General features: G+C 70.7%; 22 protein-coding genes. 6 read left to right on the top strand and 16 right to left on the bottom strand.

The window, feature by feature from the left end; translation table 11 throughout:
* Nucleotides 1-27 precede the first annotated feature (27 nt).
* Complete coding sequence (locus ACZ55A_RS20400; RefSeq protein ID WP_468841744.1) at nucleotides 28-1,371, bottom strand: condensation domain-containing protein; 1,344 nt, start codon at nucleotides 1,369-1,371, stop codon at nucleotides 28-30.
* A gap of 221 nt (nucleotides 1,372-1,592) precedes the next feature.
* A complete protein-coding gene (locus tag ACZ55A_RS20395) occupies nucleotides 1,593-3,017 on the bottom strand; it encodes an MFS transporter (protein WP_468841742.1) in 1,425 nt (474 codons plus the stop codon).
* A gap of 389 nt (nucleotides 3,018-3,406) precedes the next feature.
* Here ACZ55A_RS20395 and ACZ55A_RS20390 point away from each other — a divergent pair, with 389 nt between their 5' ends.
* A complete protein-coding gene (locus ACZ55A_RS20390) occupies nucleotides 3,407-3,682 on the top strand; it encodes a hypothetical protein (protein ID WP_468841740.1) in 276 nt (91 codons plus the stop codon).
* 282 nt (nucleotides 3,683-3,964) lie between these two features.
* The gene (locus ACZ55A_RS20385) at nucleotides 3,965-5,728 is read left to right on the top strand and encodes a M28 family peptidase (RefSeq protein WP_468842068.1); all 1,764 of its coding nucleotides are present in this window, start codon (nucleotides 3,965-3,967) and stop codon (nucleotides 5,726-5,728) included.
* A gap of 69 nt (nucleotides 5,729-5,797) precedes the next feature.
* Here ACZ55A_RS20385 and ACZ55A_RS20380 read toward each other — a convergent pair whose 3' ends face one another.
* Entirely contained in the window at nucleotides 5,798-7,108 is a 1,311-nt protein-coding gene (locus ACZ55A_RS20380; RefSeq protein WP_468841738.1) for a glycosyl hydrolase family 28-related protein, read from the bottom strand.
* A gap of 40 nt (nucleotides 7,109-7,148) precedes the next feature.
* Here ACZ55A_RS20380 and ACZ55A_RS20375 point away from each other — a divergent pair, with 40 nt between their 5' ends.
* Complete coding sequence (locus ACZ55A_RS20375) at nucleotides 7,149-7,880, top strand: CDP-alcohol phosphatidyltransferase family protein (protein ID WP_468841736.1); 732 nt, start codon at nucleotides 7,149-7,151, stop codon at nucleotides 7,878-7,880.
* Nucleotides 7,881-7,941: 61 nt separating this feature from the next.
* Here the strand turns inward: ACZ55A_RS20375 and ACZ55A_RS20370 are convergent, their stop codons facing one another.
* The 5 genes from ACZ55A_RS20370 to ACZ55A_RS20350 all read right to left on the bottom strand — a co-directional run bounded on the left by ACZ55A_RS20370 (nucleotide 7,942) and on the right by ACZ55A_RS20350 (nucleotide 14,822).
* Nucleotides 7,942-8,370, bottom strand: coding sequence for an FAD synthase family protein (locus tag ACZ55A_RS20370; RefSeq protein ID WP_468841734.1), 429 nt, complete (start codon nucleotides 8,368-8,370; stop codon nucleotides 7,942-7,944).
* A 49-nt stretch (nucleotides 8,371-8,419) separates the two neighbouring features.
* Nucleotides 8,420-9,928: a fibronectin type III domain-containing protein gene (locus tag ACZ55A_RS20365; RefSeq protein ID WP_468841732.1), complete on the bottom strand. Its 1,509-nt coding sequence runs from the start codon at nucleotides 9,926-9,928 to the stop codon at nucleotides 8,420-8,422.
* A 162-nt stretch (nucleotides 9,929-10,090) separates the two neighbouring features.
* Nucleotides 10,091-11,662, bottom strand: coding sequence for an oligosaccharide flippase family protein (locus tag ACZ55A_RS20360; RefSeq protein WP_468841730.1), 1,572 nt, complete (start codon nucleotides 11,660-11,662; stop codon nucleotides 10,091-10,093).
* Complete coding sequence (locus ACZ55A_RS20355; protein WP_468841728.1) at nucleotides 11,659-13,332, bottom strand: polysaccharide biosynthesis tyrosine autokinase; 1,674 nt, start codon at nucleotides 13,330-13,332, stop codon at nucleotides 11,659-11,661. Before ACZ55A_RS20355 ends, ACZ55A_RS20360 begins: the two co-directional genes overlap by 4 nt.
* Nucleotides 13,329-14,822 (bottom strand): hypothetical protein, encoded by a 1,494-nt coding sequence (locus ACZ55A_RS20350; RefSeq protein WP_468841726.1) that lies wholly within the window; start codon nucleotides 14,820-14,822, stop codon nucleotides 13,329-13,331. The genes ACZ55A_RS20355 and ACZ55A_RS20350 overlap by 4 nt, the downstream gene beginning before the upstream one ends.
* A 182-nt stretch (nucleotides 14,823-15,004) precedes the next feature.
* Between ACZ55A_RS20350 and ACZ55A_RS20345 the strand changes: the two genes are divergently transcribed.
* Entirely contained in the window at nucleotides 15,005-16,216 is a 1,212-nt protein-coding gene (locus ACZ55A_RS20345) for a glycosyltransferase (RefSeq protein ID WP_468842066.1), read from the top strand.
* Between the two features lie 35 nt (nucleotides 16,217-16,251).
* Here the strand turns inward: ACZ55A_RS20345 and ACZ55A_RS20340 are convergent, their stop codons facing one another.
* The 3 genes from ACZ55A_RS20340 to gmd are packed head-to-tail and all read right to left on the bottom strand — an operon-like array spanning nucleotide 16,252 to nucleotide 18,916.
* Nucleotides 16,252-17,370 (bottom strand): glycosyltransferase, encoded by a 1,119-nt coding sequence (locus ACZ55A_RS20340; RefSeq protein ID WP_468841724.1) that lies wholly within the window; start codon nucleotides 17,368-17,370, stop codon nucleotides 16,252-16,254.
* The gene (locus ACZ55A_RS20335) at nucleotides 17,367-17,906 is read right to left on the bottom strand and encodes an LbetaH domain-containing protein (protein ID WP_468841722.1); all 540 of its coding nucleotides are present in this window, start codon (nucleotides 17,904-17,906) and stop codon (nucleotides 17,367-17,369) included. Before ACZ55A_RS20335 ends, ACZ55A_RS20340 begins: the two co-directional genes overlap by 4 nt.
* Nucleotides 17,903-18,916 (bottom strand): GDP-mannose 4,6-dehydratase, encoded by a 1,014-nt coding sequence (gmd, locus tag ACZ55A_RS20330; RefSeq protein ID WP_468841720.1) that lies wholly within the window; start codon nucleotides 18,914-18,916, stop codon nucleotides 17,903-17,905. Before gmd ends, ACZ55A_RS20335 begins: the two co-directional genes overlap by 4 nt.
* A gap of 178 nt (nucleotides 18,917-19,094) precedes the next feature.
* On the opposite strand from gmd, the gene ACZ55A_RS20325 reads away from it, so the two are divergent.
* Nucleotides 19,095-20,039: a GDP-L-fucose synthase family protein gene (locus tag ACZ55A_RS20325; RefSeq protein WP_468841718.1), complete on the top strand. Its 945-nt coding sequence runs from the start codon at nucleotides 19,095-19,097 to the stop codon at nucleotides 20,037-20,039.
* 79 nt (nucleotides 20,040-20,118) lie between these two features.
* Here the strand turns inward: ACZ55A_RS20325 and ACZ55A_RS20320 are convergent, their stop codons facing one another.
* The 4 genes from ACZ55A_RS20320 to ACZ55A_RS20305 form a co-directional block, all read right to left on the bottom strand.
* Nucleotides 20,119-21,483, bottom strand: a complete 1,365-nt coding sequence (locus tag ACZ55A_RS20320; protein WP_468841716.1) for a sugar transferase — start codon at nucleotides 21,481-21,483, stop codon at nucleotides 20,119-20,121.
* Nucleotides 21,484-21,841: 358 nt separating this feature from the next.
* Nucleotides 21,842-22,846, bottom strand: coding sequence for a YdcF family protein (locus tag ACZ55A_RS20315; protein WP_468841714.1), 1,005 nt, complete (start codon nucleotides 22,844-22,846; stop codon nucleotides 21,842-21,844).
* A gap of 161 nt (nucleotides 22,847-23,007) precedes the next feature.
* Nucleotides 23,008-23,340 (bottom strand): hypothetical protein, encoded by a 333-nt coding sequence (locus ACZ55A_RS20310; RefSeq protein ID WP_468841712.1) that lies wholly within the window; start codon nucleotides 23,338-23,340, stop codon nucleotides 23,008-23,010.
* A gap of 232 nt (nucleotides 23,341-23,572) precedes the next feature.
* Nucleotides 23,573-23,641, bottom strand: coding sequence for a DUF3761 domain-containing protein (locus ACZ55A_RS20305; protein ID WP_468842064.1), 69 nt, complete (start codon nucleotides 23,639-23,641; stop codon nucleotides 23,573-23,575).
* Here ACZ55A_RS20305 and ACZ55A_RS20300 point away from each other — a divergent pair.
* A complete protein-coding gene (locus ACZ55A_RS20300; protein ID WP_468842090.1) occupies nucleotides 23,613-23,999 on the top strand; it encodes a hypothetical protein in 387 nt (128 codons plus the stop codon). The genes ACZ55A_RS20305 and ACZ55A_RS20300 overlap by 29 nt on opposite strands.
* 425 nt (nucleotides 24,000-24,424) lie before the next feature.
* Here the strand turns inward: ACZ55A_RS20300 and ACZ55A_RS20295 are convergent, their stop codons facing one another.
* Nucleotides 24,425-24,925 (bottom strand): RICIN domain-containing protein, encoded by a 501-nt coding sequence (locus ACZ55A_RS20295; protein ID WP_468841710.1) that lies wholly within the window; start codon nucleotides 24,923-24,925, stop codon nucleotides 24,425-24,427.
* Between the last annotated feature and the right edge of the window lie 489 nt (nucleotides 24,926-25,414).

Below are 25,414 nucleotides of genomic sequence, written 5' to 3'. Positions count from 1 at the left end.
CGGGGCCGGTTACGGCGGCCCGGGGTGTCAGCCGCCTACCGGAGTGCGGGCGCGCAGTGCATCGGTGAGTGCGGCGAAGGCCTCCTCGGCGAGGGCGTCGGAGTGCACCGCGCGGTCCCACACCATGCGCAGCTGGAGTTCGGCGCCCTGGGTGACGGACACCGCGAAGGGCCCGCGCACCGCTCTGCCGTCGATGTGGATCTCGCGGCCCGTCACCCCGCCCAGGCGCAGCGGGGGGCGGCGCCGGGCGTCGTCCACGGTCAGCAGCCCGTCGAGCCGGCCGGTCCAGCCGGAGCCTGCCGCCCGGGCCGCGTGCACCACCGCGTCGAACGGCGCGGCGGCGTGGTCCAGATCGTCCCACCACGCCCCGGCCGTCTCCTCCGGAGCTGCCGGGACCGTGCCGGTCGCGGTGGGAAACACCACGGTGTTGAGGAAGCAGCCGAGCACCGGTGCGGCACCGGGCGGGCGGCCGCCCCACGGATAGCCGAGCGGTACCACATGGCCTCGCCCGTACAGCACCGCCGCGGCGGCCCGGCAGGCGTCGAGCAGCTGGGGGAACGATGCACCGGACTCCGGTTCGGGGATCTGCCGGGCGGCCGAGCCGCTGGGCAGTCCGTCGGGTGCCGAGGCTGCCTCCTGCCGTGGTGCGGGGGCCTGTTCACGCACCGCCCGGAGCCGGTCGCCCCAGTACGCCATCGCCGCCGGCGAACCCGCCCGGTCCTCAGCGTCCAGCTGGAGCAGCACCGCCTCCCGGTAGGCGTCCAGTTCGGCGGTGACGTCGGCGGACGACGGCCCGTCGGCCCCGGGACCGGCGGCGTACGCGGCGCCCAGCTCCTCGACGATCCGGGCCAGCGACTGGCCGTCGCAGGCGGTGTGCTCCAGCACGACGGCGAGCACCTCCCGCGGGCCGTCGGACCCGGTCCGGGCGCCGGACGGTTCATCCCGAGCGCCGACGGGGTCATCCGCCACGAGGAACAGCCGGAGCGGCGCCCCCTGCGGGTCCCAGTCGCGCAAGGTCCGCCGCAGCGCGGCCGCCGCGTCCTCCCGGGGCGCACGGGACACCTGCACCACCGGCACCTCCGGCTCGGCCAGGCGGAGCACCGGGGTACCCCGGAGCACGGCCGGCCGGGCCCGCAGCACGGGGTGTAGTACGGCAAGATGCCGGGCGGCCGCGGCGAGGCGCCCGAGGTCCACCGTCCCGCGCGGGAAGGAGAAGAACATCGGCACGAGGTCCGGCCGCCCGGCCGGGTCCATGGACCGCACCAGCACAAAGCGACGCTGGGCGCCGGTGACGGGCAGCAGGTCCGGCGCGCCGCCACCGTCGTCGAGCCGGCGGAAGCGGGCCAGGTACTGGCTCGTGATGCTGGGCACGGAAACCTCTCTGTAGGTGCTGACCACGCCACCGGGCGGACCGGGGGACGGGCAGTGAGTGGGGACGCAGGGCAGTGCGTGCAGCTGGCAGGCCGGCGCCCGGAGGTACGGGCTCCGGTGGTGCGGGCCTCGGCCTTCGGGGCCCGGGTGCGGGCCTCTTGGTGCTCGGTGCTTGGTGCTTGGTGCTCGGGCCCGGAACGCGGTCGCGGGGGCCTGGTGCGTCAGCCGCGGGACCGGGGCACGGCCGGGTCGTCCTCGCCGGCCGCGGCCGCTGTGGGCCGCACCGCGACCGCCGCTTCCGCAGGGGCTGCTGCCTCGGGTGCCTCAGGTTCCTCAGAGTCCGAGTGCGGCGCCGGGGCCGGCTCCGCGTCCGTCCCGGTGCCCATGTCCGTGTCAGCGGCCGTCTCCGGCAGGTCCCGCATCCGGCGCAGCGGGGAGAGCAGCAGCGGCAGCGGTACGGCGAGGAACCCGGCCGCACACCACGCCAGCGCCACGCGGGCCCCGTACGCATCGGCCAGCGCACCGCCGGCCAGCGCACCGACGGGCAGGGTGCCCCACATCACGAACCGCAGGGTGGCGTTCATCCGGCCGAGCAGCCGGGGCGGGCACAGGGTCTGACGGAAGCTCACCTGCGCCACGTTGTAGACCACCGCGCCGAAGAAGACCACGCCGGCGCCGACCGCGAACAGCGCCGCACCCGCCCCCCGCCCTGACAGCGGCCACAGCACCGCGAAGGGGCCGGTGACCAGGGGGGACAGCCAGATGAGCCGGGCCTGGCCGAACCGGGCGGCGAGCGGACCCGCGCAGAGTGCACCGGCCAGCCCGCCGACCGCGGCGGCGGACAGCATCAGGCCGATCGCGCCGGGCGCCAGGCCGAGCACCCGGACGAGGAAGACGGCCTGAGTGGCCATCAGCATGGCGCTGAAGAGGTTGGCGAGCCCGGTCGCCATGGCGATCATCCGCAGCAGCGGATGGCCGAACACAAAGCGCAGCCCCTCGCCGACGTCCTTGCGCAGTGAGGCCCCCGGCATGCGGGGCGGGCGGCTCTCCGGGCGCTTGATACGCCACAGGAAGAGGGCCGAGACCGCATAGCCGGTCGCATCCGCCACGATGGCCAGCGGCGCCCCGAGCAGCTGTACCAGGCCGCCGCCGATCCCGGGACCCGCGACCTGCGCCGAGGAACGGATCGTCTCCAGCGCCCCGTTGCCACGGACCAGCTGCTCCTTGGGCAGCAGCTGCGGCAGGAAGCTCTGGTGCGCCACGTCGAAGAAGACCGTGGCTACTCCGGTGACGAGGGCGACGACGTACAGCTGCACCATCGTCAGCACATCGGCGAGGGCGGCCAGGGGGATGCTCACCATGGCCACGGCCCGCACCACATCGGCCCTGATCAGCAGCGGCAGTTTCCGCATCCGGTCGACCCAGGCCCCGGCGGGCAGTCCGACCAGCAGGAATGCCGCGGTTTCGGCGGCAGTGAGCAGACCCACCTGAAAGGCGGGCGCGTTGAGCCGGAGTACCGCTACGAGGGGCAGGGCGACCAGGGTCACCTGGGCGCCGAGCTGTCCGGCCGCGGCTCCGGCGAGGAGAAGTCGGAAGTCGCGCATGCGCAGCGGGCCGCTGGTCGCGGCTCGGGGTCTGACGGGCATGACTCAGACATTCGGGTACCAGACGATCGATAGTCAAAACCCAGAGCACAGTTTCAGTCGGTTTTCTCCACCATTTGCGCACACAGACAGAAAATTTTCCGGCAGATCCTGGCAACTACCGGATGTCCGGCATCTCCTGCGCCCAGGTCCGTGCCAGGTCCGTGCCGGACCGGGCTCCCGTCAGCGCTCAAGATCAATCCGCCCCGCACGTAGCGTCACAGTCCACAAGTGACCGAAAACCGCCATCGATGTCCCCTTATAGACCGAACCGATCAGTTCACCCGCTATGCGGTTCACGCGCCTTCGGCGGCCGTCGGCAAGGTTTTGTTGCCAGGCTGTGTCACCGTGGCTCGTTGCGGGCGGCGTCCCCGACCAGGCAGGCTTACGCCATGTCGCATGTGAGGCTCGAAGCGTGGATCGGTGGAGAGTGGCTGGAGGTGGACGCCGTGAGCGTCACCGTGCTGGAGTCCGCGCTGACCCTCTCGTTCGAACGTCAGCGGTCCGAGACCGGGTACCGGAGCCTCATCTGGGAGCCCCTGGAGAAATTCCTGCGGGAGTACCGCGAGGAGCCGATCGTCGTGGTGCCCCTCGGCCGCAACCTGCCGGTCATGTTCGGTCCCGGCGCCGCAGGCCCCTTCCGGCTCGCGGAGATGCCTGACGCTTGATGATTGACGCATGGCGCGCGGCGCCGGGGTCTTCCGGCGCGCTGCCGTAGCGGGTCTTCGCCTCTTCACCGCCGGCGTCGTCGTGCCCGGATATCGGGCGTCTTCTGCTGCTTTACGACAAACACCGCCCCATGCGGGGACATCTGTTGACGTGCGGGCAGCGGGGTGTGAAGGTACGGCCACTTGGGTCATGGACATGTCGTTCACACGACGTTGATGAGGCCCGGTGATCCACCAGAACCTCCGCTTCGGTAGAACTCCCTACCCCCTCAAGGAGTCATGGTGTTACGAAGACTTGTGGTGGCCGGCGTATCCCTCGCCGCCACCCTCGGAGCAGCAGGACTGACCGCAGCCCCCACAGCCACGGCCGCGCCGCGGGCGGATCTTCCCCCCACTCCGCTCGTACGCGCGATATCGGCGCCGGCCGCCGGCGCCCCGGACGTCGATGTGGCCAAGGTCCAGGCGCATCTGACCGAGCTGAACAACATCGCGAACCGCAACGGTGGCACCCGTAAATCCAGCGGGCAGGGCTACCGTGACTCCGTCGCCTACGTCAAGAACAAGCTCCAGGCCGCCGGGTACACCGTCACCGAGCAGCCCTGTACGTCCGGTTGTGCGTCCGGCGCCGGACCGAACCTGATCGCCGAATGGCCGCAGGGCGACACCGGCACGGTGTACATGTTCGGTTCCCACCTCGACAGCGTCGGCGCGGGACCTGGCATCAACGACAACGGCTCGGGCTCGGCCGCCCTGCTGGAGACGGCCCTGACCCTCGCCGAACAGCACCCCGCCATGGCGGCCCGGGTGCGGTTCGGCTGGTGGACCGACGAGGAGCAGGGCCTCAACGGCTCCGACTTCTACGTCAACTCCCTCTCATCGGCGGAGCGTTCGCGGATCAAGGCGTACTACAACTTCGACATGATCGCCTCGCCCAACGGCGGCTGGTTCATCAACCACATGAGCTCCGCCGCCGCCCAGCCCATGAAGGCCTACTGGGACTCCCTCAACCTCCAGCCGGAGGAGAACACCGAGGGCGCCGGCCGCTCCGACGACTACTCCTTCGAGCAGGCCGGCATACCGACCTCCGGATATGCCAGGGGCGCCGGTGCCAGGAAGACCTCGGCGCAGGCGGCGAAGTGGGGCGGCACCGCGAACCGGCCGTATGACGGCTGCTACCACCAGGCCTGCGACACCACGGCCAACATCAACAGCACCGGGCTGAACCACAGCGTCGACGGCATCGCCTACACCCTCTGGAAGCTCGCCGTCACCGACTCCACACCGGCGAACGACTTCTCCCTGAGCGCCGGCCCCGCCGCCGGCAGCGTCGACCCCGGCACCTCGGCCACCAGCACCGTCTCCACGGCCACCACCAGCGGATCGGCGCAGACGGTGAAGCTCTCCGCCTCGGGCGCTCCGGCGGGCGTGACGGTCTCCTTCAGCCCCGGCTCGGTGACCTCCGGCAGCAGCTCCACCATGACGGTCGCCACGGCAGCGGGCACGGCCCCCGGTACCTACCCGCTCACCGTCACCGGCACCGGGTCCGTCACCCACACCACGACCTACACCCTGACCGTCAAGGGCACCGGCGGCTGCACCGGCCAACAGCTGCTCACCAACGGCGGGTTCGAGAACGGCACTTCGCCCTGGACGGGTGACACCGGAGCCATCGGCGCCCATAGCGGCCAGCCAGCCCACACCGGCAGCAGGTTCGCCTGGCTCGGCGGCTACGGATCCACCGCCACCGACACCCTCAGCCAGACGGTGACCGTACCGTCCGGCTGCGGCAAGGCCACCCTGACCTACTGGCTGCACATCGACACGGACGAAACGGAGCGCGTCGTCTATGACACCTTCAAGGTCAAGGTGGGCAGCACCGTCCTGACCACCCTGTCCAACACCGACGCCGCGAGCGGCTACGTCCAGCGCACCCTCGATCTGACCCCCTACCTCGGACAGCGCATCACCCTCACCTTCACCGCCACCGAGGACGCCGCCCTCCAGACCAGCTTCGTCCTGGACGACGCGACCCTGCACACCGGCTGACCCGGCGCCCGGAGGGGCGAGACGTCCACCAGAGAGGTCTCGTCCCTCCGGCTCAGGCCCCGTTCCCGTTCAGGGCCCCAGGCAGTCGACGAACTTCACCCGGTCGCCGGCCCCCTCGATGAAGTCCTGCTGGCTGTGATGGCGCAGCAGGCACATGTCATAGCGGGCGCTGGGCTCCGAGCCGGCACCGCCGCCGCCCGACCCGTAAACGTGCCGGCCGGACAGCTGGCACGAGTCGTAGCGCACCAGCGGCCCCCGCGCCCCGATGCGATAGCGGTGCGGGCGAGTGTTCTTCGAGAAGGGCTTGAAGGCGTGCGCGGTGTCGTCGCAGTCGTTGAAGTGCACCGTTCCGCTGTCCCAGGCACAGTCGATCACGACGGTATCGGGGTTGCGCACCTCGAAGCGGATGTCCTCGGCGTGGAAGCGCTGTACGGAGTCATGATGCGCGGCGCGCGGAAAGCGGAAGAAGGTGCTGGTGCGCCCGTAGTCGCCGGAGGCATGGGGGCGTCGGCCGGTGATGATGTACGAACCGCCGCGGCAGGTGATCGAACCCCCGTAGGGGAACTCCAGGAAGTTGCCCCAGGCGTATTCGACCTTCATGTCGGTGAACCAGTAGTTGAGGAACTGGTCCTGCTGCGCGTGGTCCTGTGACTTCTCGGAGAGCCCCGAGTAGAGGAACGCCTTGCGGTAGGCGCCGCCGACGCGGCATGCCTCCCAGCGCATCTCCGAGTTGGTGTTGCTGCCGTCCAGGGCCACCCCGTAGGTCCACTCGCCGGTCCACTCGCAGGCGGTGAAGCGGTAGTCCTGAGCCTGACCGGTCGAGTACGAGTAGAAGAACGAGGCACCGGGGGTGCCGGCGGCGAACGCCATCTGCTCGAAGGTCACATTCGCCCAGCTGTCCTCGTTGCGGCACAGATAGGCGTCCTCGGCCCTGGACGGCGCGAAGATCAGCTGGGTCATGCGCTTCCCGGCGCCGCGGAACCGCAAGCCGTTCGCCTTGACCTTTCCGCCGGGGGCGTTGAGCAGGGCGTTCGGCGCCTTGATGAGGTAGGTGCCGGCCGGCACCTCGATCACGGTCCGGCCGACGTGGTCCCACACCCGGCCGGCCGCATAGGCGTAGGCGCGGGCGAACGCCCGGCTGTCGTCGGTCCGGCCGTCACCCCTGGCACCGCAGTCCGCCACCACGTCGATGACGTCCTTGCCCTTGGGCTTGCGGCCCGAGACCACCGGAGCCCGGGCGTCGTCGGACGGGTCGCCGGAGGAGGAACCGGAGGAATCGGAGTCGCAGCCGGTGAGCGCCGCCGCCAGGGCAGCGGCAGTTCCCGCCAGAATCGTCCTGCGGGTGGCCGCACCATTGGACGGAGAGATCCTGCCTGCCATGATGTTGCTCCTTCGGGGGCCAAATCATCAGGTGGGGGATATGAGCCGGTTCGGCTATGCGATCAGAGAGCTTTCGACGGCCCAGAAATCCGCGAAGGGGGTGTCGCTGTACTCGCGCCATGTGAACCGGCCGGCCGGCCGGGTGCTGGCCGCCATGGGCTACACCGTCAGGCTGACGCCCAATCAAATAACGCTTGTCAGCGGGGCTTTCACCTTTGCCGGGGTGGTGATGATCGCCGTCCTCCGGCCCTCGCCGGCGGCGGCACTCGGAATTTTCGCGGCACTGGTTCTCGGCTTCGCCCTCGACTCGGCCGACGGGCAGCTCGCCCGGCTGACGGGTACCGGCAGCGCCGCGGGGGAGTGGCTGGACCATGTGGTCGACTGCGCCAAGATGCTCGCCCTCCACATCGCCGTACTGGTCTCCTTCTACCGCCACTTCGGATTCTCCGACCCCGTACTCCTGTTGCTCCCGGTCGCTTTCCAATTCGCCGCGGTGATGGTCTTCTTCGGCGGGATCCTCACCGAACAGCTCAAGCGCGCCGAACGCCTGCGGAGTGGAGCGGCCCGCCCGGCGGCCGGGGCACCGGTCTCCACGCTGCGCTCGGTGGCCCTGCTCCCGGTCGACTACGGGGTGTTCTGTGCGATGTTCCTGCTGTTCGGCAGCCGTGACCTCTTCGTGGGTCTGTACGGCGCCCTGCTCGCCGCCCATCTCCTCTTCATGGTGGCGTTCCTGGTGAAGTGGTACCGCGAACTGTCCGCCCCCGGCCACTGAGGACCGGGGACGGACGAAAGGCGCACGGCCCCGGTGCGGTTTCCACCGGGGCCGCTTCAGCTCACGCCGAATTCGCCAGCCCGTCGAGCGCCTTGCGCAGCAGAGTGCTCGACGTGTGCACGGTGTACGGGAAATAGATCACTTCGACCCCGACCGTCGCGAAATCCCGCTCGAGCTTGTCGCCCTTGCTCGTCCCGCGCCAGTCGTCGCCCTTGAAGATGACGTCGAACCGCACCTGCTGCCAGGTCTCCAATTTGTCGGGCACGGTTTCGACGAATGCCGCGTCCACGAACCGGACACTGCGCACGATCTCCAGCCGCTCGGTGAGGGGAATGACCGGTGCTTTTCCCTTTGCCTGTATGGCCATTTCGTCCGAGACGACACCGGCCACCAGATAGTCGCACTGGCTCTTGGCGTGCCGGAGAATGTTCAGATGCCCCACATGGAAGAGGTCGTAGACCCCGGGCGCATAACCTACTCGGTGCGTCATTTACCCCCCACTGTTCACCCCCACGGTCCACCCCCGCTCGGCACCACGGTCAGCTTCTGGCGGTCACATGAACCGGGCCGTTGCGGCCCGAGACATTGCTGCCGTCGGTGACCTCGAGGGAGTAGCGGTGCGCCGAGCCCGGCTGCACGGTGTCCGTGTAGCTCATATCGGGGCGGTCCCAGTACCGCGAGTCCTTGGTGAGCGAGGTGAGGTACTCACCGTCCCGGAAGATCTTGTAGGTCAGCACGCCGTCGTCGCGGTCCCACGAGGCCCTCCAGTTCAGCGTGATCTTGCCCCGGGACGGGCTCGACCCGCTGAGCAACGGCACCTGCGGCGCACCGGTGTCCGGGCCGGCCGCGAACCGGGTCAGGCCCTGCTGCGGGGCGTCGTTGACGGTGGTGAACTCCCCGCCCGCCCACAGGATGCCGTCCGCCATCGTCAGCGCGCGCGGCCCGATCTGTTCGCCGATCCCGTCGTTGGTGTCCGGGAACCACGGCAGGATCGTCTTGTCGGAGATCGACTGCGCCAGGAAGTGCTGGCGGTTCTTGATCTCCGGGAAACCGCCCGGGGTGTCGCCGCAGTTGTGGGCGTGCGAGCCGCTGTAGAGCACGCCCTTGTACGGCAGCACGGCCTGCGTGGCGCCGAGGCAGGTGTCCTTCCAGAGCTGGCCGCCGTCCGAGAGCCGGCCGGCGATCCGGCCGTCGAAGACCCCACCGCCGGTGCCCTCGGCGCCCAGGTAGAAGTTGGTGCCGTCGTTGACGAGCGTCTTGACCGCCGACCTCTGGGGGATCCAGCCGCTGAAGGAGTCGACGACCTTACCGGTCGTCGCGTCCAGACCGGCCAGTGCGTGCACCCCCGACAGACTGCCGTTCACCGAGGTGAACCGGCCGCCGATGATGACCTTGTTGAGCTGAGGGGCGACCGTGATGGCATTGACGCCCGGTGTGGGGTCGTTGGGGATCGACGAACCGCGGACCGTCGCCCTGAAGGGGAGCAGGGCGCCGTTGGGCCGCAGCGCGGCGATCCGTTCGCGGCTCTGCCCCTGGACCGTGCCGAACCCGCCACCGATGTAGACCGTGTCGGCGGTCACGTCGATGGCCCGTACGGTCGAGCTGACCGTGGGCTTCCAGTCCGCACCGATCGTGCAGTCGGCCGTGTTGAGGGTGGCGGTGTTGGAACGTCCGACCGGGCCTGCCTTGCCGAACGAGCCGCCGATGTAGATCAGCGAGCCGTCGGGCGAGGCCTTCAGGGCCCGGACGGTGTTGCTGCCGCCGGTGAACGCCGGGGCGCACGGCAGCGGTTGCCCGGTCGTGGCGTCGAAGGCCGCGAAGTTCTTACGGGCCAGCTCGCCGGTGCCGGGGGCCGCGCCGGGCGGCCGGATGTGGTTGAAGGTGCCTCCCACGTAGACGATGCCCTTGGCGTAGGCGAGGGACCAGACGATGCCGTCGGTCTGCCAGGTGCTCAGCGGATCGGCGGTCAGGGTGGCTTCACCGGCCGCCTGGGCTGGCCCGGCGGCGAGTGCCGTCGAGGCGGTGCCCAGTACCGCGGCTGCGAGCATGAGATGGACGGGTCTGCTTCTTTGGCGCACAGGTCCCCCCTGGAAGCATGGCGCGATCGGAGTTATCGGGAGAGGAAACGCGAACGAGACGACTTCTGTGGCGCGACGAGCGGTGGAACGACTTCTGTGGCGGGACGAGCGGTGTCGCAATGCGTTCGGCGTTCATCGAGAGTTTCCGGAACTGCGCTTGCGCAACACCCCGAAGAACTCCCCTACCCCCAGCGGCAAACGATAGCGCCAGACGAGGCCGCCGAATGCCCCAATGGCCAAAACCATTCCCAAGAGAGCACCGGGAACGCTGTCACCGAATAGCGTTCGTACAGCGAACGCCACGGGGGCCACCGCCCCGAGGCCCACCACGGCGGCCAGCAGGTAGCCGCGGTCCGCGGTGCGAAACCCCAGCCGGGACCGGGCCAGCCAGGCCGACAGGCCGTTGTCCACGACGATCGCCAGTCCCCAGGACACTGCCGCCCCCAGTACCCCGTACCGCGGAACCAGCCATATTCCACTGCCCAGTTGGACCACGAAAGCGGCACCGGCGACCACCAGGTTCCAGGTACTCCGGCCGGCCATCAGGATGACCGTCTGCGCATTGCCGACCCCGACATTGACCAGACAGGCCACCGCCAGCGCCACCAGACCCGGCGCACCACCGTCGAACCCCGCCCCGAAGAGCGACAGCACGGTGTGCGGATAGGCCGCCAGGAGCACGAACACCGGCCAGGAGAAGAGCGCGATCCAGCGCGTCGACAACCGGTGCAGATGGTGTGCCCCCTGCGTATCACTGCCCGCCAGCAGCCGGCTGATCTGCGGGGCCACCGCCAGCCTGACGGCCAGCTGGAGCAGCGTCCCCGCGGTGACCAGCCGCCCGATCGCCGTGTAGACGCCCGCTTCGGCGCTCGTGCCCAGCACCGACAGCATGATCACCCCGATCCACACCGCGGTGATGTCGAAGACCGAGGAGACCGCGCGCGGCCCGGCGAAGGCCCAGAACTCCCGTGCCTGCGACGGCGGTTGGCCGGTGCCCGGACGGTCCCGCCGTGACCTGCGCAGCGAGACACAGGCCGCCACGGCACCGAGCACCCCGGGCAGCAGCCACGCCGCGCTGAGGGCGACCACGCCGGGCGCGACCAGGACCACCGGCACCGCGATCAGCACCCGCAGCACCGGTTTGCCGATCTGCTCCACGCCCACGAACGGCACCACCGAGCCGTACCCCCGGGTGGCGCCGAGCAGCACCAGCGCCACCGTCGCCACCGGAAGGAACACCGCGAACAGCCGCAGCACCGCAAAGGCCTGGCCGGCGGGCAGCTCGGGCAGCAGCAGGCCGGCGAGCCCGGGGGAGAACAGCAGCACCGCCGCCCCCGTGGCGCTCGCCAGCAGCGTCGGCAGGACCGAGATCCGCAGCAGACCCGGTACCCCGGCCCCACCGGTGAGCGCCAGGTCCCGGGAGACGAACCGGACCAGCGCGGTATCGGCCCCCAGCTTCAGGGCGTTGCTCATGATGGTGAAGGCCGCGACACCGGTGAAGACCGCGCCGGCCCCGTGGGCCCCGAGCCCGTGGGTGACGACGGCGACGAGGACGAACCCGAAGACGGCATTGGCGCCCGAGCCCGCCAGGGCGAACAGACTGCCGCGTGCGGTCGAGGCGACGCCCTGCCCGCCGGCCGTGGCATGTGAGGGCGCCGGTGCCGCCGGCCGGCCGCCGGAGCCCGCCGGACCGAGGGCCGTCACCCGCGCAGCGAGGACGCGTCGGCGTCGGCGGACGCTCCGGCCCCCGGTATCCGGCCGCTACGGGGCGGCGGCGGGCCGGCCGGCGGCACCACGGCGGCCCGCTGACGGCCCTGGCCGCGCTTGCGGTGGGTCGGCCCCCCGTCGGCGAGCCGGCGCAGCGACGGACCCCGGGCCCCCTTGTCCAGGACGGCGCCCAGGAGGTGCCCGCCGGCCCCCGTGATCAGCTCCCACACCCGGTCCAGATCGTCCCGGCGCACCTCGTTGAGGTCGCAGACCACCACGACACCGGCCGCCTGCTTGGCGACGGCCAGCCCGTCCGCGTGCGAGAGCAGCGGTCCGGTGACGACCACGACGTGCTCGTACGGGCCCGACGGCGCGTCCAGCAGCCGGGCGAACTGCGGCGAGGTCAGGGCGCGCGCCGGATTGGGCACCTCCCGGCCCGGCAGCAGATCGAAGCGTCCGTCCACGCCCGCGTCCACCGCAAGCCGCTCGCCCTCCGCCCAACTGCCCGGCACAGGGCGCCCATGGCCGGGATGCAGCGGCAGCCGCAGGGCGAGGTCGGGCGTGCGCAGATTCGCCTCCACCAGGAGGATGTCGTTGCCGATCTCGGCGAACGCACCGGCGAGGTTGACCGCCACCGAGACGGCATCCGCGTTCTCCCGAGGCGAGACGATCAGCAGGCTGCCGCACCCCGCGAAACGCCGGTCGTGCACCAGCCGGAAGGCGATCGTGCGGTACGCCTCGGCACGGTTGCCGTGGCCGGACCGGCCGACCTCCAGCACCTCCCCGCCGCCCCGCCGGCGCGGCAGGATGCCGAGCACCGGCGCCCGCAGATTGTTCTGCACGTCCGCCACCGACCGGACCCGCGGCTCCAGGACCGACCGGACCCAGGCCGCCAGGATGCCCAGGGCGAGACCGGCCACCGCCCCCGTGAGCAGCAGCATGCCCAGACCGGGGCTGGAGGGGAAGGCCGGCGGATCGCCCTTGCGGACGATGTCGCCGGGCGTGGTGTCCAGGGACTTCAGACTGGAGATCCGCCCCTGGAGATCGGCGATCTCCGACACCAGATTGCTGCGCTCGGACTGGTCGGTGGCCCGCCCCGAACCTGCGCTCTCGCCCGCGATCCGCCGGTCCAGCACCTTGCGCTGCTCCAGCAGCGGCCCGAGTTCGGCGCCCAGCTTGCCGACCGTCGTGTTGATCCGCTGGGTCGCCGCGGTCTGCCGGTAGTCGAGGTACGCATGCACAAAGGCGTTGACGAGCGTGGCCGCCCGGTCCGCGGAGTCCGCGCTGTACTCGAACATCAGCGTCTGGGTCTCCGGCGGGTTGCTCACCCGCAGATCCCGCTGGAGGGTGGCCGGCGCGGTCCGTTCGCCGAGGGCCTTGGCCGCACCTGCCGCCACCGACGCGCTCTGCGCGATCTGCCGCTCGGTGCCCATGCTGATCTGCTTGTCCGCCGAGACTCCGCCGGCCTCGAAGGGCGCGGTGCTGATCGCATGCACCACGACCTCGCCGGTCGCCGTGTAGGTGGCGCCCCCCAGCACCGACACCGCACCACCGCCGAGCAGGCCCAGCAGCAGGCCGAGCACGATGAAGGCGCGGTAGCGGAAGAGCTGGCGCAGCTGATCGCGGATCTGGTCCGGCTCCTCCACGGGCTCGTCGAAGACGCTCACGTACGTGCTCCTCCTGTGGTCAGCGGTGAAGACGCCGCGTACTGCGGCGGAAACCCGGGTTCCGGCGTCGGCGGCGGCGCCGTACGCCCGGGCTTACGGGTGATCAGCAGCGGGATGCACACCAGCAGGGCGAGCGGGCCCACGATCGCCATCAGACTGCCGCGCAGCAACACGAGTTGGTAGAAGCCGAACGCCGGTACCAGCAGCGCCGCGAGCGTGCCCGGGCGCCGCCGCAGCCGGTGCCGGAGAGCGTCGATGCGCCGTCCCACCGCACCGATCAGACCGAAGACGGCGAGGACCGACGGGAAGCCGGCCCACATGTACGACTCGATCCACAGCGGCGCGGAGAGATTGTCGAAGGTGTACCCGGCATGCCGGGCGAGCAGGATCCCCGCATCGTCCGGCTTGCCCGGCCAGGTGGCGCGCGGCACGAAGAACAGCGGCGGCCCCAGGGCGGCCGACGGAGTGAAGCCATGGGCACGGACGTAGTCCACGCCCGTCTCCATCTGCTGGAAGGCGTCGTAGTCGCCGTTGGACGTGAACTGCTCGGCGAGCGAGACCACCCGGACCGGTTCCCGCTTGTCGTAGCGGAAGTAGTCGCTGTACGGGAAGACCACCAGCACCACGGCCGCCACGCCCGCGGCGCCGGCCCGGAAGGCCCGCGGACCGCGCAGCCAGGAGGCGCCGAAGACCAGCGCCAGCAGGACCGTACCGGCCCAGAACCGCGGCTGGCTGATGGGGTTGTTGACCACGACGTTCAGCGCGATCAGCAGCGGCAGCAGCAGCCAGCGCAGCCCGCGCAGGATCCGGTCACCGGCCGTGAACCGCGGTACGTGCACCAGCCCCACCAGCGCCCAGAACGCCGGCACCGACAGGGCCCACGCCGCCATCGCCCGGTCCGCCGACCCCGAGGGCGCGGCCTGCGCCGCCGCCTCGTTGGCGGCCTGCCGGCTGAGGAAGAACGCCGACAGCCCGCCCTGACCCGGGATCAGCACCACGGCCAGCAGCAGCGCCACACCGCACAGCAGCAGCACCCGCACCGGCGAGAGCCGCCGGGCGAGGACCGGTTCGAGGAGCACCGAGGCCCGGGACGACCGCCACGAGGCCAGCGCCGATCCCGCGCTGTAGGCCACAAGTCCCGTCTCCACCAGGACCGTTGTCATGAAGGCCGTCTCCGCGTCGACGACGAACCCCCGCGGATACGCATCCGTCGCGAGCATCGCCAACGGCGCAAGACCCAGCCACACATACGAGAAGAGCCAGAAGCCGAAGCCGATCACCCGGGCCCGGACATCCGTCAGCACCCGGGCCAGCGCGGCGCCGCTGTGCACCACCACCACGCACTGCACGGCGAGCGCGGCACCGAAGCGGGCGTCCAGCGACTGGAGCACCACCAGCGGCAGCAACACCACCAATAACAGCGCCCAGCAGCACAGCGCGGCGACCGCGCGCGCGGGCGGTGCGGCACCCGGCCGCCTCACGGCCGTCATCGGCCCCACCTCCCCCAACTCCCTGACAGCGACGCCAATCTAAGGGACATCGGATAACAAGGCCGCCTTCGGGACACAATCGCAACCCAATGCGCGGTTTTTCCGCCCCGGCCGCTTCTACGATGACCGCACATCCAGAGGGGGCAGCCGTGGAAGACTCGTTCGCCGGCCGGTGTGTGCTCGTGGTCTCGACCAACTACGCACCCGAACACACCGGCATAGGGCCGTACTCGACGCAGATAGCCGAGCACCTCGCCGCGTCCGGCGCGGACACCCATGTCCTCGCGGGCATGCCGCACTATCCGGCGTGGCAGGTCGCCGAGGAGTACCGCGGCCGGTGGCGACTGCGCGAACGCCGGGGCGGGGTGACCGTCCACCGGCGGCGGCACACCGTACCCCCGCGCCAGACCGCCGCCCACCGGGCGCTGTTCGAGGCGAGCATCCTCGCGCACGGCGCCGTGGCGCCGCCGCCGCGCATCCGGCCCGACGTGGTGCTCACCCAGATGCCGACCCTGGCCGGGGGAGTGCTGGGCGGACGCCTGGCACGGCGGGCCGGCGCGCCGCATGTCGTGGTCGTCCAGGACCTGATGGGGGCGGCGGCCGAGCAGAGCGGTATCCGGGGCGGCGGCCGGGCGGCCGCACTGGCCGGGGCGGTGGAGGCCCGGATCCTGCGCGGCGCCACCGTCGTCGGGGTGGTGCACGAGTCGTTCGTGGCCCGGGTCACCGCGATGGGCGTGCCCCGCGCCCGCGTGCATGTGGTGCCCAACTGGACGCATGTGCAGGGCCCGAGCGGCGACCGGGAAGAGACCCGGGCCCGACTGGGCTGGCGGCCCGGGGAGACCGTCGTGCTGCACGCCGGCAACATGGGCCTCAAACAAGGACTGGAGGTACTGGTCGAGGCCGCCAGGCTCGCCGGCCAGGAGGCGGCCCCCGTACGGTTCGTGCTCATGGGCGACGGCAACCAGCGCGCCCACCTGCAACGGCTCGCCGCCGGCTGCTCCGCGCTGTCCTTCCTGCCACCCGCCGGCGCCGACGAGTTCCCCGACGTCCTCGCCGCGGCCGACGTCCTCGCGGTGACCCAGAAGGCCTCGGTGCTCGATATGAGCCTGCCGTCCAAGCTGACCTCGTACTTCATGACCGGACGGCCGGTGATCGCCTCGGTGGCCGCCGAGGGCGGGACCGCGCAGGAGGTGCTGCGCTCGGGCGCCGGATCGGTGATTGCCCCCGAGGACCCGAAGGCGCTGCTGGCCGAGGTCCGCGCGCTCGCCGACGATCCCGAGCGGGCCGCCCGGCTCGGCGCCCGCGGGCCGCACTACGTCGAGCAGCGGCTCAGCAGCCGGGCCGGCCTGGAGCGGATCACCGCACTGCTGCAGCTCGCCAGAGCGGGCCGGTAGTGCCGGGCGGCGGGGCCCCGGCCCCGCCGCCCGCCTCACCAGGCTCCCGTGAGGGACCGGTAGTACTCCTCCAGCCGGTCGGCCACCGCCGCGAGCGAGAACTCCGCCTCGACGGCCGCCAGGCCCGCGCGCACCACCCGCTCCCGCAACGCCGTGTCCTCCAGCAGCCGCAGCACCGCGTCGGCCAGCTGCTCCGGCGAACCGTCGGTCACCATGGCGGCCTCGCGCCGCCGGAGCGCGCCGGCGATACCGCAGCTGTCCGTGCAGACCACCGGTGTACCCACCGCCAGGGACTCCAGCACACTCATCGGGAACGGTTCCTCGACGCTCGGCAGCACGTACACGGTGGCCCGCGCCGTCCGCCGCACGGCCGCCTCATGATCCAGCGCCCCGCCGTACGTCACCACCTCGCCCAGCTCCTCGTCGGCGATCAGCCGCCGCACCTCGGCCAGCCGCCCCTCGTCCGAACCGTGCACGGCGAACGAGACATCGGGCCGCTTGCGGTGCACCAGTGCCGCCATCCGCACAAACGCCTCGGGCCGCTTACGGGCCTGTAGCCGGGCCAGGAAGAGCACATCCGCCGGGCTCCGCTCCCCACCGGCCGGCCGGGCACGCACCCCGTTGTTGAGCCTGACCAGCCGCGGCCCGCCCGGGCCCAGCACCCGCCGCAGCCCGGTCTCCTCCTCGTCGGTGAGCACCAGGGCCGCCGCCGCCCGGCGCAGCAGCGGGACGTAGACCCGGTCGAAGACCCGGGCGACGGCGGTACGGCGGGGCTGGACCATGCCGTGCGTCTGCACCAGGAACGGCCGGCGGCGCACCACGGCCACCGCGAGCGCGGCCAGCGAGACCAGATCGCGTCCGGCGTGCAGATGCAGGACGTCGGCCCGGCCCGCCCGGCGCCAGAGCAGCCACAGCAGCCCCGGGTGGAACAGGCCGAGGAACCCCTGCCCCGGCACCAGCGTGCGGGCCCTCCGGGCGCGCAACGGCACCCCGTCCACGGTGCGCGGCACCGCGCCCCGCCCCCGCCACAGCGAAAGCAGCTCGACGTCATGGTCCCGCGCGGCCAGTTCGCCCAGCTGTCCGGTCGCCACGCTCACCGGACCGCCGTAGGCACCGTCGTCGCTCACCAGCGTGACGACATGGGTGATCCTCACCGCTTCCCCCCGGTGGCGTGCACGGCCCCCGGAGGCACGTCCCGGTGGGCGACGGCGCCCGCGCCGACCACCGCGCCCGCACCGACGGTGACACCCCGCAGCACCATGGCGCGGGCGGCCACCCACGCCCCGGCCTCCAGCCGGATCGGCGCATTGTCGAACTCGAAGGTGGGGGAGCGCCGTTGGTGGCTTCCGGTGCAGAGCACGGCGCCCTGGGACACACAGACGTCGCCGGCGATGCTGATCGGCTCCAGGTTGATCAGCCAGGCGTCCTCGCCGACCCAGACGTCGTCCCCGATCGTCAGCTTCCACGGCCACTGCACCCGCACCCGGTGCCGGATGAGCACCCGGTCACCGATGCGGGCGCCGAAGGCCCGCAGCAGCGGGGGCCGCAACCGCGGCGGGCACCACCACTTCACGAACACCAGGTTGAGCACGGCGAACCAGGCGGCCTGCGTCAGCAGCCCACGGCCCTTGTCGTAGCCGGCGCCGGTGAAGCCGCGCAGCCGGCGGGCGGTGGCGGAGGGAGCGGTCATCGGTCCACCCGCACCCGGTGGCCGGAGAGTTCGTCCTCCAGCTGCCGTACGTCCGACTCGACCATGATCCGCGCCAGCTCGTCGAACCGCACCTTCGCCGACCAGTCCAGCAGGCTCCTGGCCTTGGACGGATCGCCGATCAGCGCGTCCACTTCACTGGGACGCTCGTACTTCGGGTCGAAGCGCACACTGCGCTCCCAGTCCAGCCCCACGGTGTCGAACGCGGCCTGGAGGAAGTCCCGTACGGTCGCGGCCACCCCCGTTGCCACGACATAGTCGTCCGGCTCGTCACGCTGGAGCATCAGCCACATCGCCTCCACATACTCCGGGGCATAGCCCCAGTCACGGACCGCGTCGAGGTTGCCGAGGTAGAGATGCTCCTGGAGCCCCGCCTGTATGCGGGCCACCGCACGGGTGATCTTGCGGGTCACGAAGGTCTCGCCGCGCCGTGGGCTCTCGTGGTTGAAGAGGATGCCGTTCACCCCGAACAGGCCATAAGCCTCCCGGTAGTTGACCGTGGACCAGTAAGCCATGACCTTGGCGCAGCCGTAGGGGCTGCGCGGGTGGAACGGCGTCCGTTCGTTCTGCGGCGGCGGGGTGGAGCCGAACATCTCCGAGGACGAGGCCTGGTACAGCCGGGTCCGGATGCCGCTGGCGCGGATCGCCTCCAGCAGCCGTACGGCGCCCAGGCCGGTCACATCACCGGTGTAGAGCGGCGCGTCGAACGAGACCCGGACATGGGACTGGGCGCCGAGGTTGTAGACCTCGTCGGGCCGCACATCGCGCAGCAGATTCACCAGCGCGACCCCGTCCGAGAGGTCGACGTGGTGGAGCAGCAGCCGCCGGCCGGGCGTGTGCGGGTCCTGGTAGATGTGGTCGATGCGCTCGGTGTTGAAGCTCGACGAGCGTCTCATCAGCCCGTGCACTTCATACCCCTTGCTCAACAGCAACTCCGCCAGATACGAACCGTCCTGGCCGGTGATACCGGTGATAACGGCGGTTTTGGGCATGGCTTCCCCCCACGAGAAGTGATGGTGTTTCAGGAGTGGTCGGTGATGTCCTCGCGTACCGGCGGGTCGCGGGGCGTGGACGCTACCCGCTCGAAGACCCCCGGTCGAGCGCGAGAAGCGACAGATATTTCCGGAAATAGCCGGTGGATGTCTCGGATGCACTGGCACAATCCGGCCCATGGATGACTTGCTGCCCACCCCCGCCCGCGTCTTCGTCGCCGGCCACCGCGGCCTGGTGGGATCCGCCGTGACCCGGCGGCTGTCCGCCCAGGGCTACGACGTGGTGACCCGGACCCGGGCCGAACTCGACCTGCGGGACGCCGATGCCACCGCGGACTTTCTGCGCACCGCCCACCCCGACGCCGTCGTCCTGGCGGCCGCCAAAGTCGGCGGGATCATGGCCAACAGCACCCGCCCCGTGCAGTTCCTGGAGGACAACCTGAGCATCCAGCTCAGCGTCATCGCCGGTGCGCACCGGGCCGGCGTCCGCCGGCTGCTGTTCCTCGGATCGAGCTGCATCTACCCCAAGCACGCCGACCAGCCCATCACCGAAGACGCCCTGCTGAGCGGACCGTTGGAGCCCACCAACGAGGCCTATGCGATAGCCAAGATCGCCGGCCTGGTCCAGATCCGGTCCTACCGCCGGCAATACGGCTCCTCCTTCATCTCCGCCATGCCGACCAACCTCTACGGCCCCGGCGACAACTTCGACCTGGAGACCTCGCACGTCCTCCCGGCGCTCATCCGCCGCTTCCACGAAGCCAAGGAGAACGGACTGACCGACCTCACCCTCTGGGGCACCGGCACCCCACGACGTGAATTCCTGCACGTCGACGACCTGGCCGCGGCCTGCGAGGTGCTGCTGCGCCACTACGACGGCGAGGACCCGGTGAACGTGGGCTGCGGCGAGGACCTGACCATCGCCGACCTCGCCTCCTGCGTCGCCTCCGTCGTGGGCTACGAGGGACGGATCTCCTTCGACCCGTCCCACCCCGACGGCACCCCGCGCAAGCTCCTCGACATCAGCAAGCTGCGGGCGCTGGGCTGGGCGCCGACCATCCCGCTGGCCGAGGGCATCGACCGGACCTACCGCGCGTGGCGCTCGGCGCCGGCGCCCGCCTGAGGCCGCCGGGCCCGTGGTGCGCGGGCCGCGTCCGCCCCTCGTCGGGGCACCGCCACCCGCACACCCGGACCCGCCCCGGTCAGTACGCACCGCGTCCGTCCACCACGGCGCGCAGGGTGCGCACCAGCACATCGATGTCACGGGCGTAGGACCAGTTGTCCACATAGCTCAGATCCAGCGCGACGGTCTCGTCCCAGGAGAGATCGGACCGTCCGCTGATCTGCCACAGCCCGGTCAGCCCCGGTTTGACGCTCAGCCTGCGCAGCTCCGTCCCGTCGTACCGCTCGACCTCTTCGGGCAGCGGTGGCCGTGGACCGACCAGGGACATATGGCCGGCCAACACGTTGAACAACTGGGGCAGTTCATCCAGCGAGAAGCGCCGCAGTACCCGGCCCACCCGGGTCACCCGCGGATCCCGCCGGATCTTGAACATCGCCCCGTCGTGCTCGTTCGCGGTCTCCAGCGCGGCCCGCATCCGGTCGGCGGTGACGACCATCGTGCGGAACTTCCACATCCGGAACGGCATCAGGTCCCGGCCGACCCGGATCTGCCAGTAGAACACCGGCCCGGCCGAGGTGAGCCTGACCAGCGCCGCCACCACGGCGAACACCGGCGAGAGCAGCACCAGCAGAAGCAGCGCCCCCAACCGGTCGGTGGCCCCCTTCAGCAGCACCGGCAGCCCCCGCCGCGCCGCCGGGGCGATGTGCAGCACCGTCAGGCCCGCCGCCTTGGCCAGCCGTACGCGATGCCGTGACACATCGAGCAGCCCGGGCAGTATGGCCAGATCCCGGCCCTCGTCGTGCAGCGCCCAGGCCAGCCGGCGCACCCGTGCGGCGGACATCCGGCGGCCGGGCGCCACCAGGACCAGATCGGTATCGAGAGCGGCCGCGCACCGCAGCACGGTCTCCCCGTCCAGTTGCCCTTCGAGGGAGTCACCGTCGGAGGCGAGCCGGGCAGGCACGGGCAGCGCCGAGTCGATGGCCTCCTCCCCGACGAGGCAGCTGCCGACGACGATGTACTCATGGTCGGTACGGTGCGCCAGCTCGGCCAGCACCATATCGACGGCGCCCGCCTCCCCGACGAGCAGTACCCGGCGCAGCGCCTGCGCACGACGGCGCACCGCCAGCAGGTACCGGTGCATCAGATTGCACCGGACCACGGTGAGCGCCAGGCAGGGCACCAGCGCGAGCACACAGACCGCGGTGGCGACCTCGATCCGTGCCGCGACGCAGGTGACGGCCAGCACGCCCAGCATGGTCAGCCAGTCCCGCAGGACCGGCATCACCGCCCCAGTGCCTCCGAGTTCACCCTTGCTGTAACGATTCTTTGCCAGGCCCACGGCAAGCCATGAGGCGCCGGCCAGTACGGCGGTGAGCAGCGGCTGCGGCTGCCGCGTCGCGGCGCAGACCGCACCGACCGGCACCACCGTGCCGATCAGGTCCACGACCACCGCCACCTGTAAGAGCCGCCGCTCCGCGGGCCGTTGCCCGGTCTCCTTGTGCGGTCTCGATGTACGTGTCAGCTCGGCCGTCCCGGTGGGTGACGCGATCCCCCGTGATGCGGCAGCTTCGAACAACCCCATGGCCCCCCACTTGGTCGTCCCCTCACTTCGGCGCGGTCGGAACCCCCCGGCGCACAACCGCGTCCGTGTCGGACGTGAACGCTAGAGCACATTGCGCCCGACTGCTGCGGTTTACCTATTTTGAGTGTTCTTGTGTCCCGTTGTTTACAAACCCGTGAAGACCTGGTCCACCTCCGCGCCCCCGGCGATCCGCCCCGCAGCCCTGCTCACGGCCGGAATCTCAACGGTTCCACCAGATGAGCACACCGCCAAGAACGAGCAACAGACAGACGCCGAGATTGACCACCTTGTGCCCCAGGAACACTGCGACGAACTCACGGATCGTGGCACTTGGCCAGAAGTAGGCGGCTGTGGGGGAGCCCACGACCTGACCGTTCACACCGGTCTTCCGGGCCATCAACGCGGCGCGGAAGGCGTGGTAGTTGTTGGTCACCACGACGCACCGGTAGTCCGGCTTCGCCTCCTCCATGAGGCTCCGGCTGAACCGCAGATTCTCCTCGGTGGTGCGTGAGCGGTCCTCCCGTACGATCCGGTCCGCGGGGAACCCGCGCTCGATGAGGTAGTCGGCCATCGCATGGGACTCCGGCAGCTGCTCGTCCGGCCCCTGGCCCCCGGACGTCAGCAGCAGGGGCGCGCCGCCGCGGGCGGCCAGTCGCTCGTACACCGCGCGTCCGCGTTCCAGCCGACTGGCCAGCAGCGGCGGCACCTTGGACCCGCCGATGAGCCCCGAGCCGAGCACGACCACATAATCGGCGTCCCGCCGGACCGGCAACCGCCCGTAGAGGAAGGCGTATCCGACGAAGCACAGGAAGAGGAACGAGACATAGCCGACCAGCCCGACGGCGGTCCCCCCGATCACCAGCAAGGTACGCGAGCGCAGCACCACGGCCGCGATCAGCAGCACGACCAGACCGACGATGCCCAGTCCGGCCAGCAGGGACAGCAGATTGGCGGGACGCCGTCCTTCCTTGCGCACCATCTTCACGCCGTTGGCGATCAGGAAGCCGGCGAGTACGACGACCCCCAGGGTCGGCAGCGCCAGGAGCGCCACGGCGGCGGTCTGCCCCAACAGGGGGTGCGTCCGGCCGAGTTTGCCGATCAGGGCGAGCAACCCGAAGGTGACGGCGAGCCCCAGATGGACGGCGTTGCCGAACCGCCGCCGGTCGCGGAGCACGCCGACGCAGAAGAAGAGGGAGAAGAGCAGCGCAGGGGCATAGGCCAACATGGCTGCATCGTAGACAAGTTCATCATGAGCTCTTCACACGATGCAGTCCGGAACCCGTGCCGCGCAGGGCGCGAGGCCGCCGCCCCTGACCGGCCGGACGGCTCCCGCCGGTCGGCAGGCAGCGGCCTCAGGCCGCCCGGATCACTCCGGTGCCGCCCGGTTCACCGCCGGCAGCTGAAGTGACCCTTGTGCCACGTCCACTCCCAGTGGCCGGGGTGCCAGTGCTTGGACCAGTGACCCTTGTGCCAGTGGTGATGGCTGTCGTACCAGCCCCCGTGCCACCGGAACTCCCAGTGCCCCTTGTGCCAGTGCTTGGTCCAGTGGCCATGGTGCCAGGTGCACTTGGCCTGAACCTGCTGGCCCACGGCGACCGTGGGCGAGGCGGCGGGGGTGGCGGCCGTGGCCATGCCCGTCGATCCGACGGCGGCTCCACCGGCCATCAGCGCTCCGGCCGCCGCAGCCGCGAGCGAGCGCTTGATCTGCTGTGCCCGCATCGGTTTGCACCTCCTCTCGTCACCTCTGCCGGGGAGCACCTCCGGCTCCCCGCCGCGCCCGGGTAGCGGCCCTACGGGCGCAAAGCGACATAAAGGCGACATAAATAAAGTACCTCCGATCCTGCCGCACCGGCGATGCTGCAAACCGACGTCAGGCAGTGACACCGTGAGCACTTTGGGTGATTATCCTGCGCTGCTCAGCCCATGTGGCTCCGCCGACCCCAGGCGGTCGTCACCGGTACCAGACCGCCACCCCGCCGTGATGCGAGCAGGTGCCCCGGTGGTGCGCCGAATACGACAGCGATCCGTCCCGGCACTGCGCGGTGGCGCCGCTCGCCGCGCCGCCGCCGGACGACGACGCCGTCCGGGAGGAGTCGCCGGAGGTGCCGGACGACTCCGCAGGCTCATCGCCCTCGGCCTCGGCCTCGGCACTGGCCCTGGGCGACGCCGTGACCGTCACGGTCACCTTCGGCTCGGGCTTCCGGGAGACGGTGACGGCCGGCCTGGGGGTCGCCGTCGCGGTGACCGTCGCCGTTGCCGTCACCGTCACGGCCGGCGCCGGGTGCCGTGCCCCGGCCGTCGGTGCCTTGCCGGCCGAGGCGTCCGACGCGCCGATCCCCACACCGAGGAACAGCGCAATGAACGCGGTACCCGCATAGGCGGCTGCGCGCCTTCCCCTGCCGTGGGGTCGCGGCGGCTCCGGCTGCCACATAGGAGGCATCGGATGCCCCTGCTGTCCCTGCTGTCCCCGCTGTCCCCATGCCGGTCCCTGTGGTGCAGACATGCCCGCCCCCGCTCTTTTCGTTGATTGGTGAACAGATGATGGCAGCCATGTGCGGGAAATGTGACGGGAAGAGGCGAATGCGGTACGGGTGAGGCGTAAGTGCCCAATGGGGCTTGTGAGGTGAGGCCTTGCCGGGCTCTTCCATGGGAACGACTGAGGGGGCGGCGAGCTCGGCCAAGGCTCGCCGCCCCCTCAGGGCGTGCTGCGTGCTGTGTGCGGTGGGCCCTCTGGCGGGGAGTCCACTGCTCCACTCATTCGTGGCTATCTACTGGGGATGGGCTTTCGTGTGGCGAATTCCGCCTAGCCGATCAGAGGAATCCACCGCTGGTCGTCGGCCCCGGTGCACGGCTTGAGCGCTACCGTGTTGAACTCGCCTTCGTCTCCGATGCAGCCCCGGGAGTACTTACGGCTGACAAGGGCGGAGCCGTCGTCCCGGTTCGCATAGTCCCAGTACTGGGCCTGTACGGCGGAGTTGCAGTTGTCCAGCGCGATCTGCTGCCCGATTCCCTTGGCCGTTATGCACCGGCCGGGGTGGTGGGCGCTCTCCAGCTGGTACCCCTGGAAGCGGCCGGCTCTCAGGTAAAAGTCCTGAGTTCCGGAGGCATCCGCCGACCAGGCCTTGACGGTGTCGTTCCCGAACGCGTCGAGGTTCCGGTCGCTCCCGACGTTCTGGAACGTGTACCGTACGTCCGCCCGAAGCGGCGAGGGGGTCGCTGCCTGGGCGCTGCCGGCGGTCAGCAGACCCACGCTGAGCAGCGTCGATGCGGAAAGAACGGCAGCGATGACCTTGCGACTTGCCACGAGCTCCTCCTGACCTTGTGACTTCTGGAAGTCACGAGAAAGGTTGAGTGTGCACTTTCCTGAGGCATGTGCCTCACGGAGAAACCTACGGGCCGTCATTGCCCCCTGGAAGGTGCATTCCGGACGTCACGCCGAAGGTCGGACGTTGCGTATTCAATGCCCTTGTATTCCCGCAGACTTCCGGCGCGGACAAGTCGGCATTCGGACCGGTTGGGCGATGGCCGTAATCGATACCGGGAAGTTCGGCCAAAGCTCCGGAACTTCCGGCCAATACCCGGGCGTCAGTAGGCGGGCGTGATCCGCCACGGTAAGGGCAACACACGGCCGGCCGGCTGGTATTGCGCGAGCGCGGCGACAGACCGGCGCACTCCTGATTGCCGAAATGTTGCCGGCGGCGCGGAATTCCGCGGCATCAGCCTTGTCCGCTGTCCTGTTCCCGTCGCCGCGCGGCGCGCAGGGTTCAGCGGCCGGCTGACCGGATTCCGCGCC

The sequence above is a fragment of the Streptomyces sp. NPDC034111 genome (assembly GCF_055575375.1).
Note: the sequence above shows the minus strand (reverse complement) of the source record. Positions and strands in the feature narration are given on the sequence as shown.

What these genes read in the sequence shown, in the direction of transcription:
- ACZ55A_RS20395 (WP_468841742.1), bottom strand. Translation starts at nt 3,017, where the DNA reads ATGCCCGTCAGACCCCGAGCCGCGACCAGCGGCCCGCTGCGCATGCGC.
- ACZ55A_RS20390 (WP_468841740.1), top strand. Translation starts at nt 3,407, where the DNA reads ATGTCGCATGTGAGGCTCGAAGCGTGGATCGGTGGAGAGTGGCTGGAG.
- ACZ55A_RS20380 (WP_468841738.1), bottom strand. Translation starts at nt 7,108, where the DNA reads ATGGCAGGCAGGATCTCTCCGTCCAATGGTGCGGCCACCCGCAGGACG.
- ACZ55A_RS20375 (WP_468841736.1), top strand. Translation starts at nt 7,149, where the DNA reads ATGAGCCGGTTCGGCTATGCGATCAGAGAGCTTTCGACGGCCCAGAAA.
- ACZ55A_RS20370 (WP_468841734.1), bottom strand. Translation starts at nt 8,370, where the DNA reads ATGACGCACCGAGTAGGTTATGCGCCCGGGGTCTACGACCTCTTCCAT.
- ACZ55A_RS20365 (WP_468841732.1), bottom strand. Translation starts at nt 9,928, where the DNA reads ATGCTCGCAGCCGCGGTACTGGGCACCGCCTCGACGGCACTCGCCGCC.
- ACZ55A_RS20350 (WP_468841726.1), bottom strand. Translation starts at nt 14,822, where the DNA reads ATGACGGCCGTGAGGCGGCCGGGTGCCGCACCGCCCGCGCGCGCGGTC.
- ACZ55A_RS20335 (WP_468841722.1), bottom strand. Translation starts at nt 17,906, where the DNA reads ATGACCGCTCCCTCCGCCACCGCCCGCCGGCTGCGCGGCTTCACCGGC.
- gmd (WP_468841720.1), bottom strand. Translation starts at nt 18,916, where the DNA reads ATGCCCAAAACCGCCGTTATCACCGGTATCACCGGCCAGGACGGTTCG.
- ACZ55A_RS20325 (WP_468841718.1), top strand. Translation starts at nt 19,095, where the DNA reads ATGGATGACTTGCTGCCCACCCCCGCCCGCGTCTTCGTCGCCGGCCAC.
- ACZ55A_RS20315 (WP_468841714.1), bottom strand. Translation starts at nt 22,846, where the DNA reads ATGTTGGCCTATGCCCCTGCGCTGCTCTTCTCCCTCTTCTTCTGCGTC.
- ACZ55A_RS20310 (WP_468841712.1), bottom strand. Translation starts at nt 23,340, where the DNA reads ATGCGGGCACAGCAGATCAAGCGCTCGCTCGCGGCTGCGGCGGCCGGA.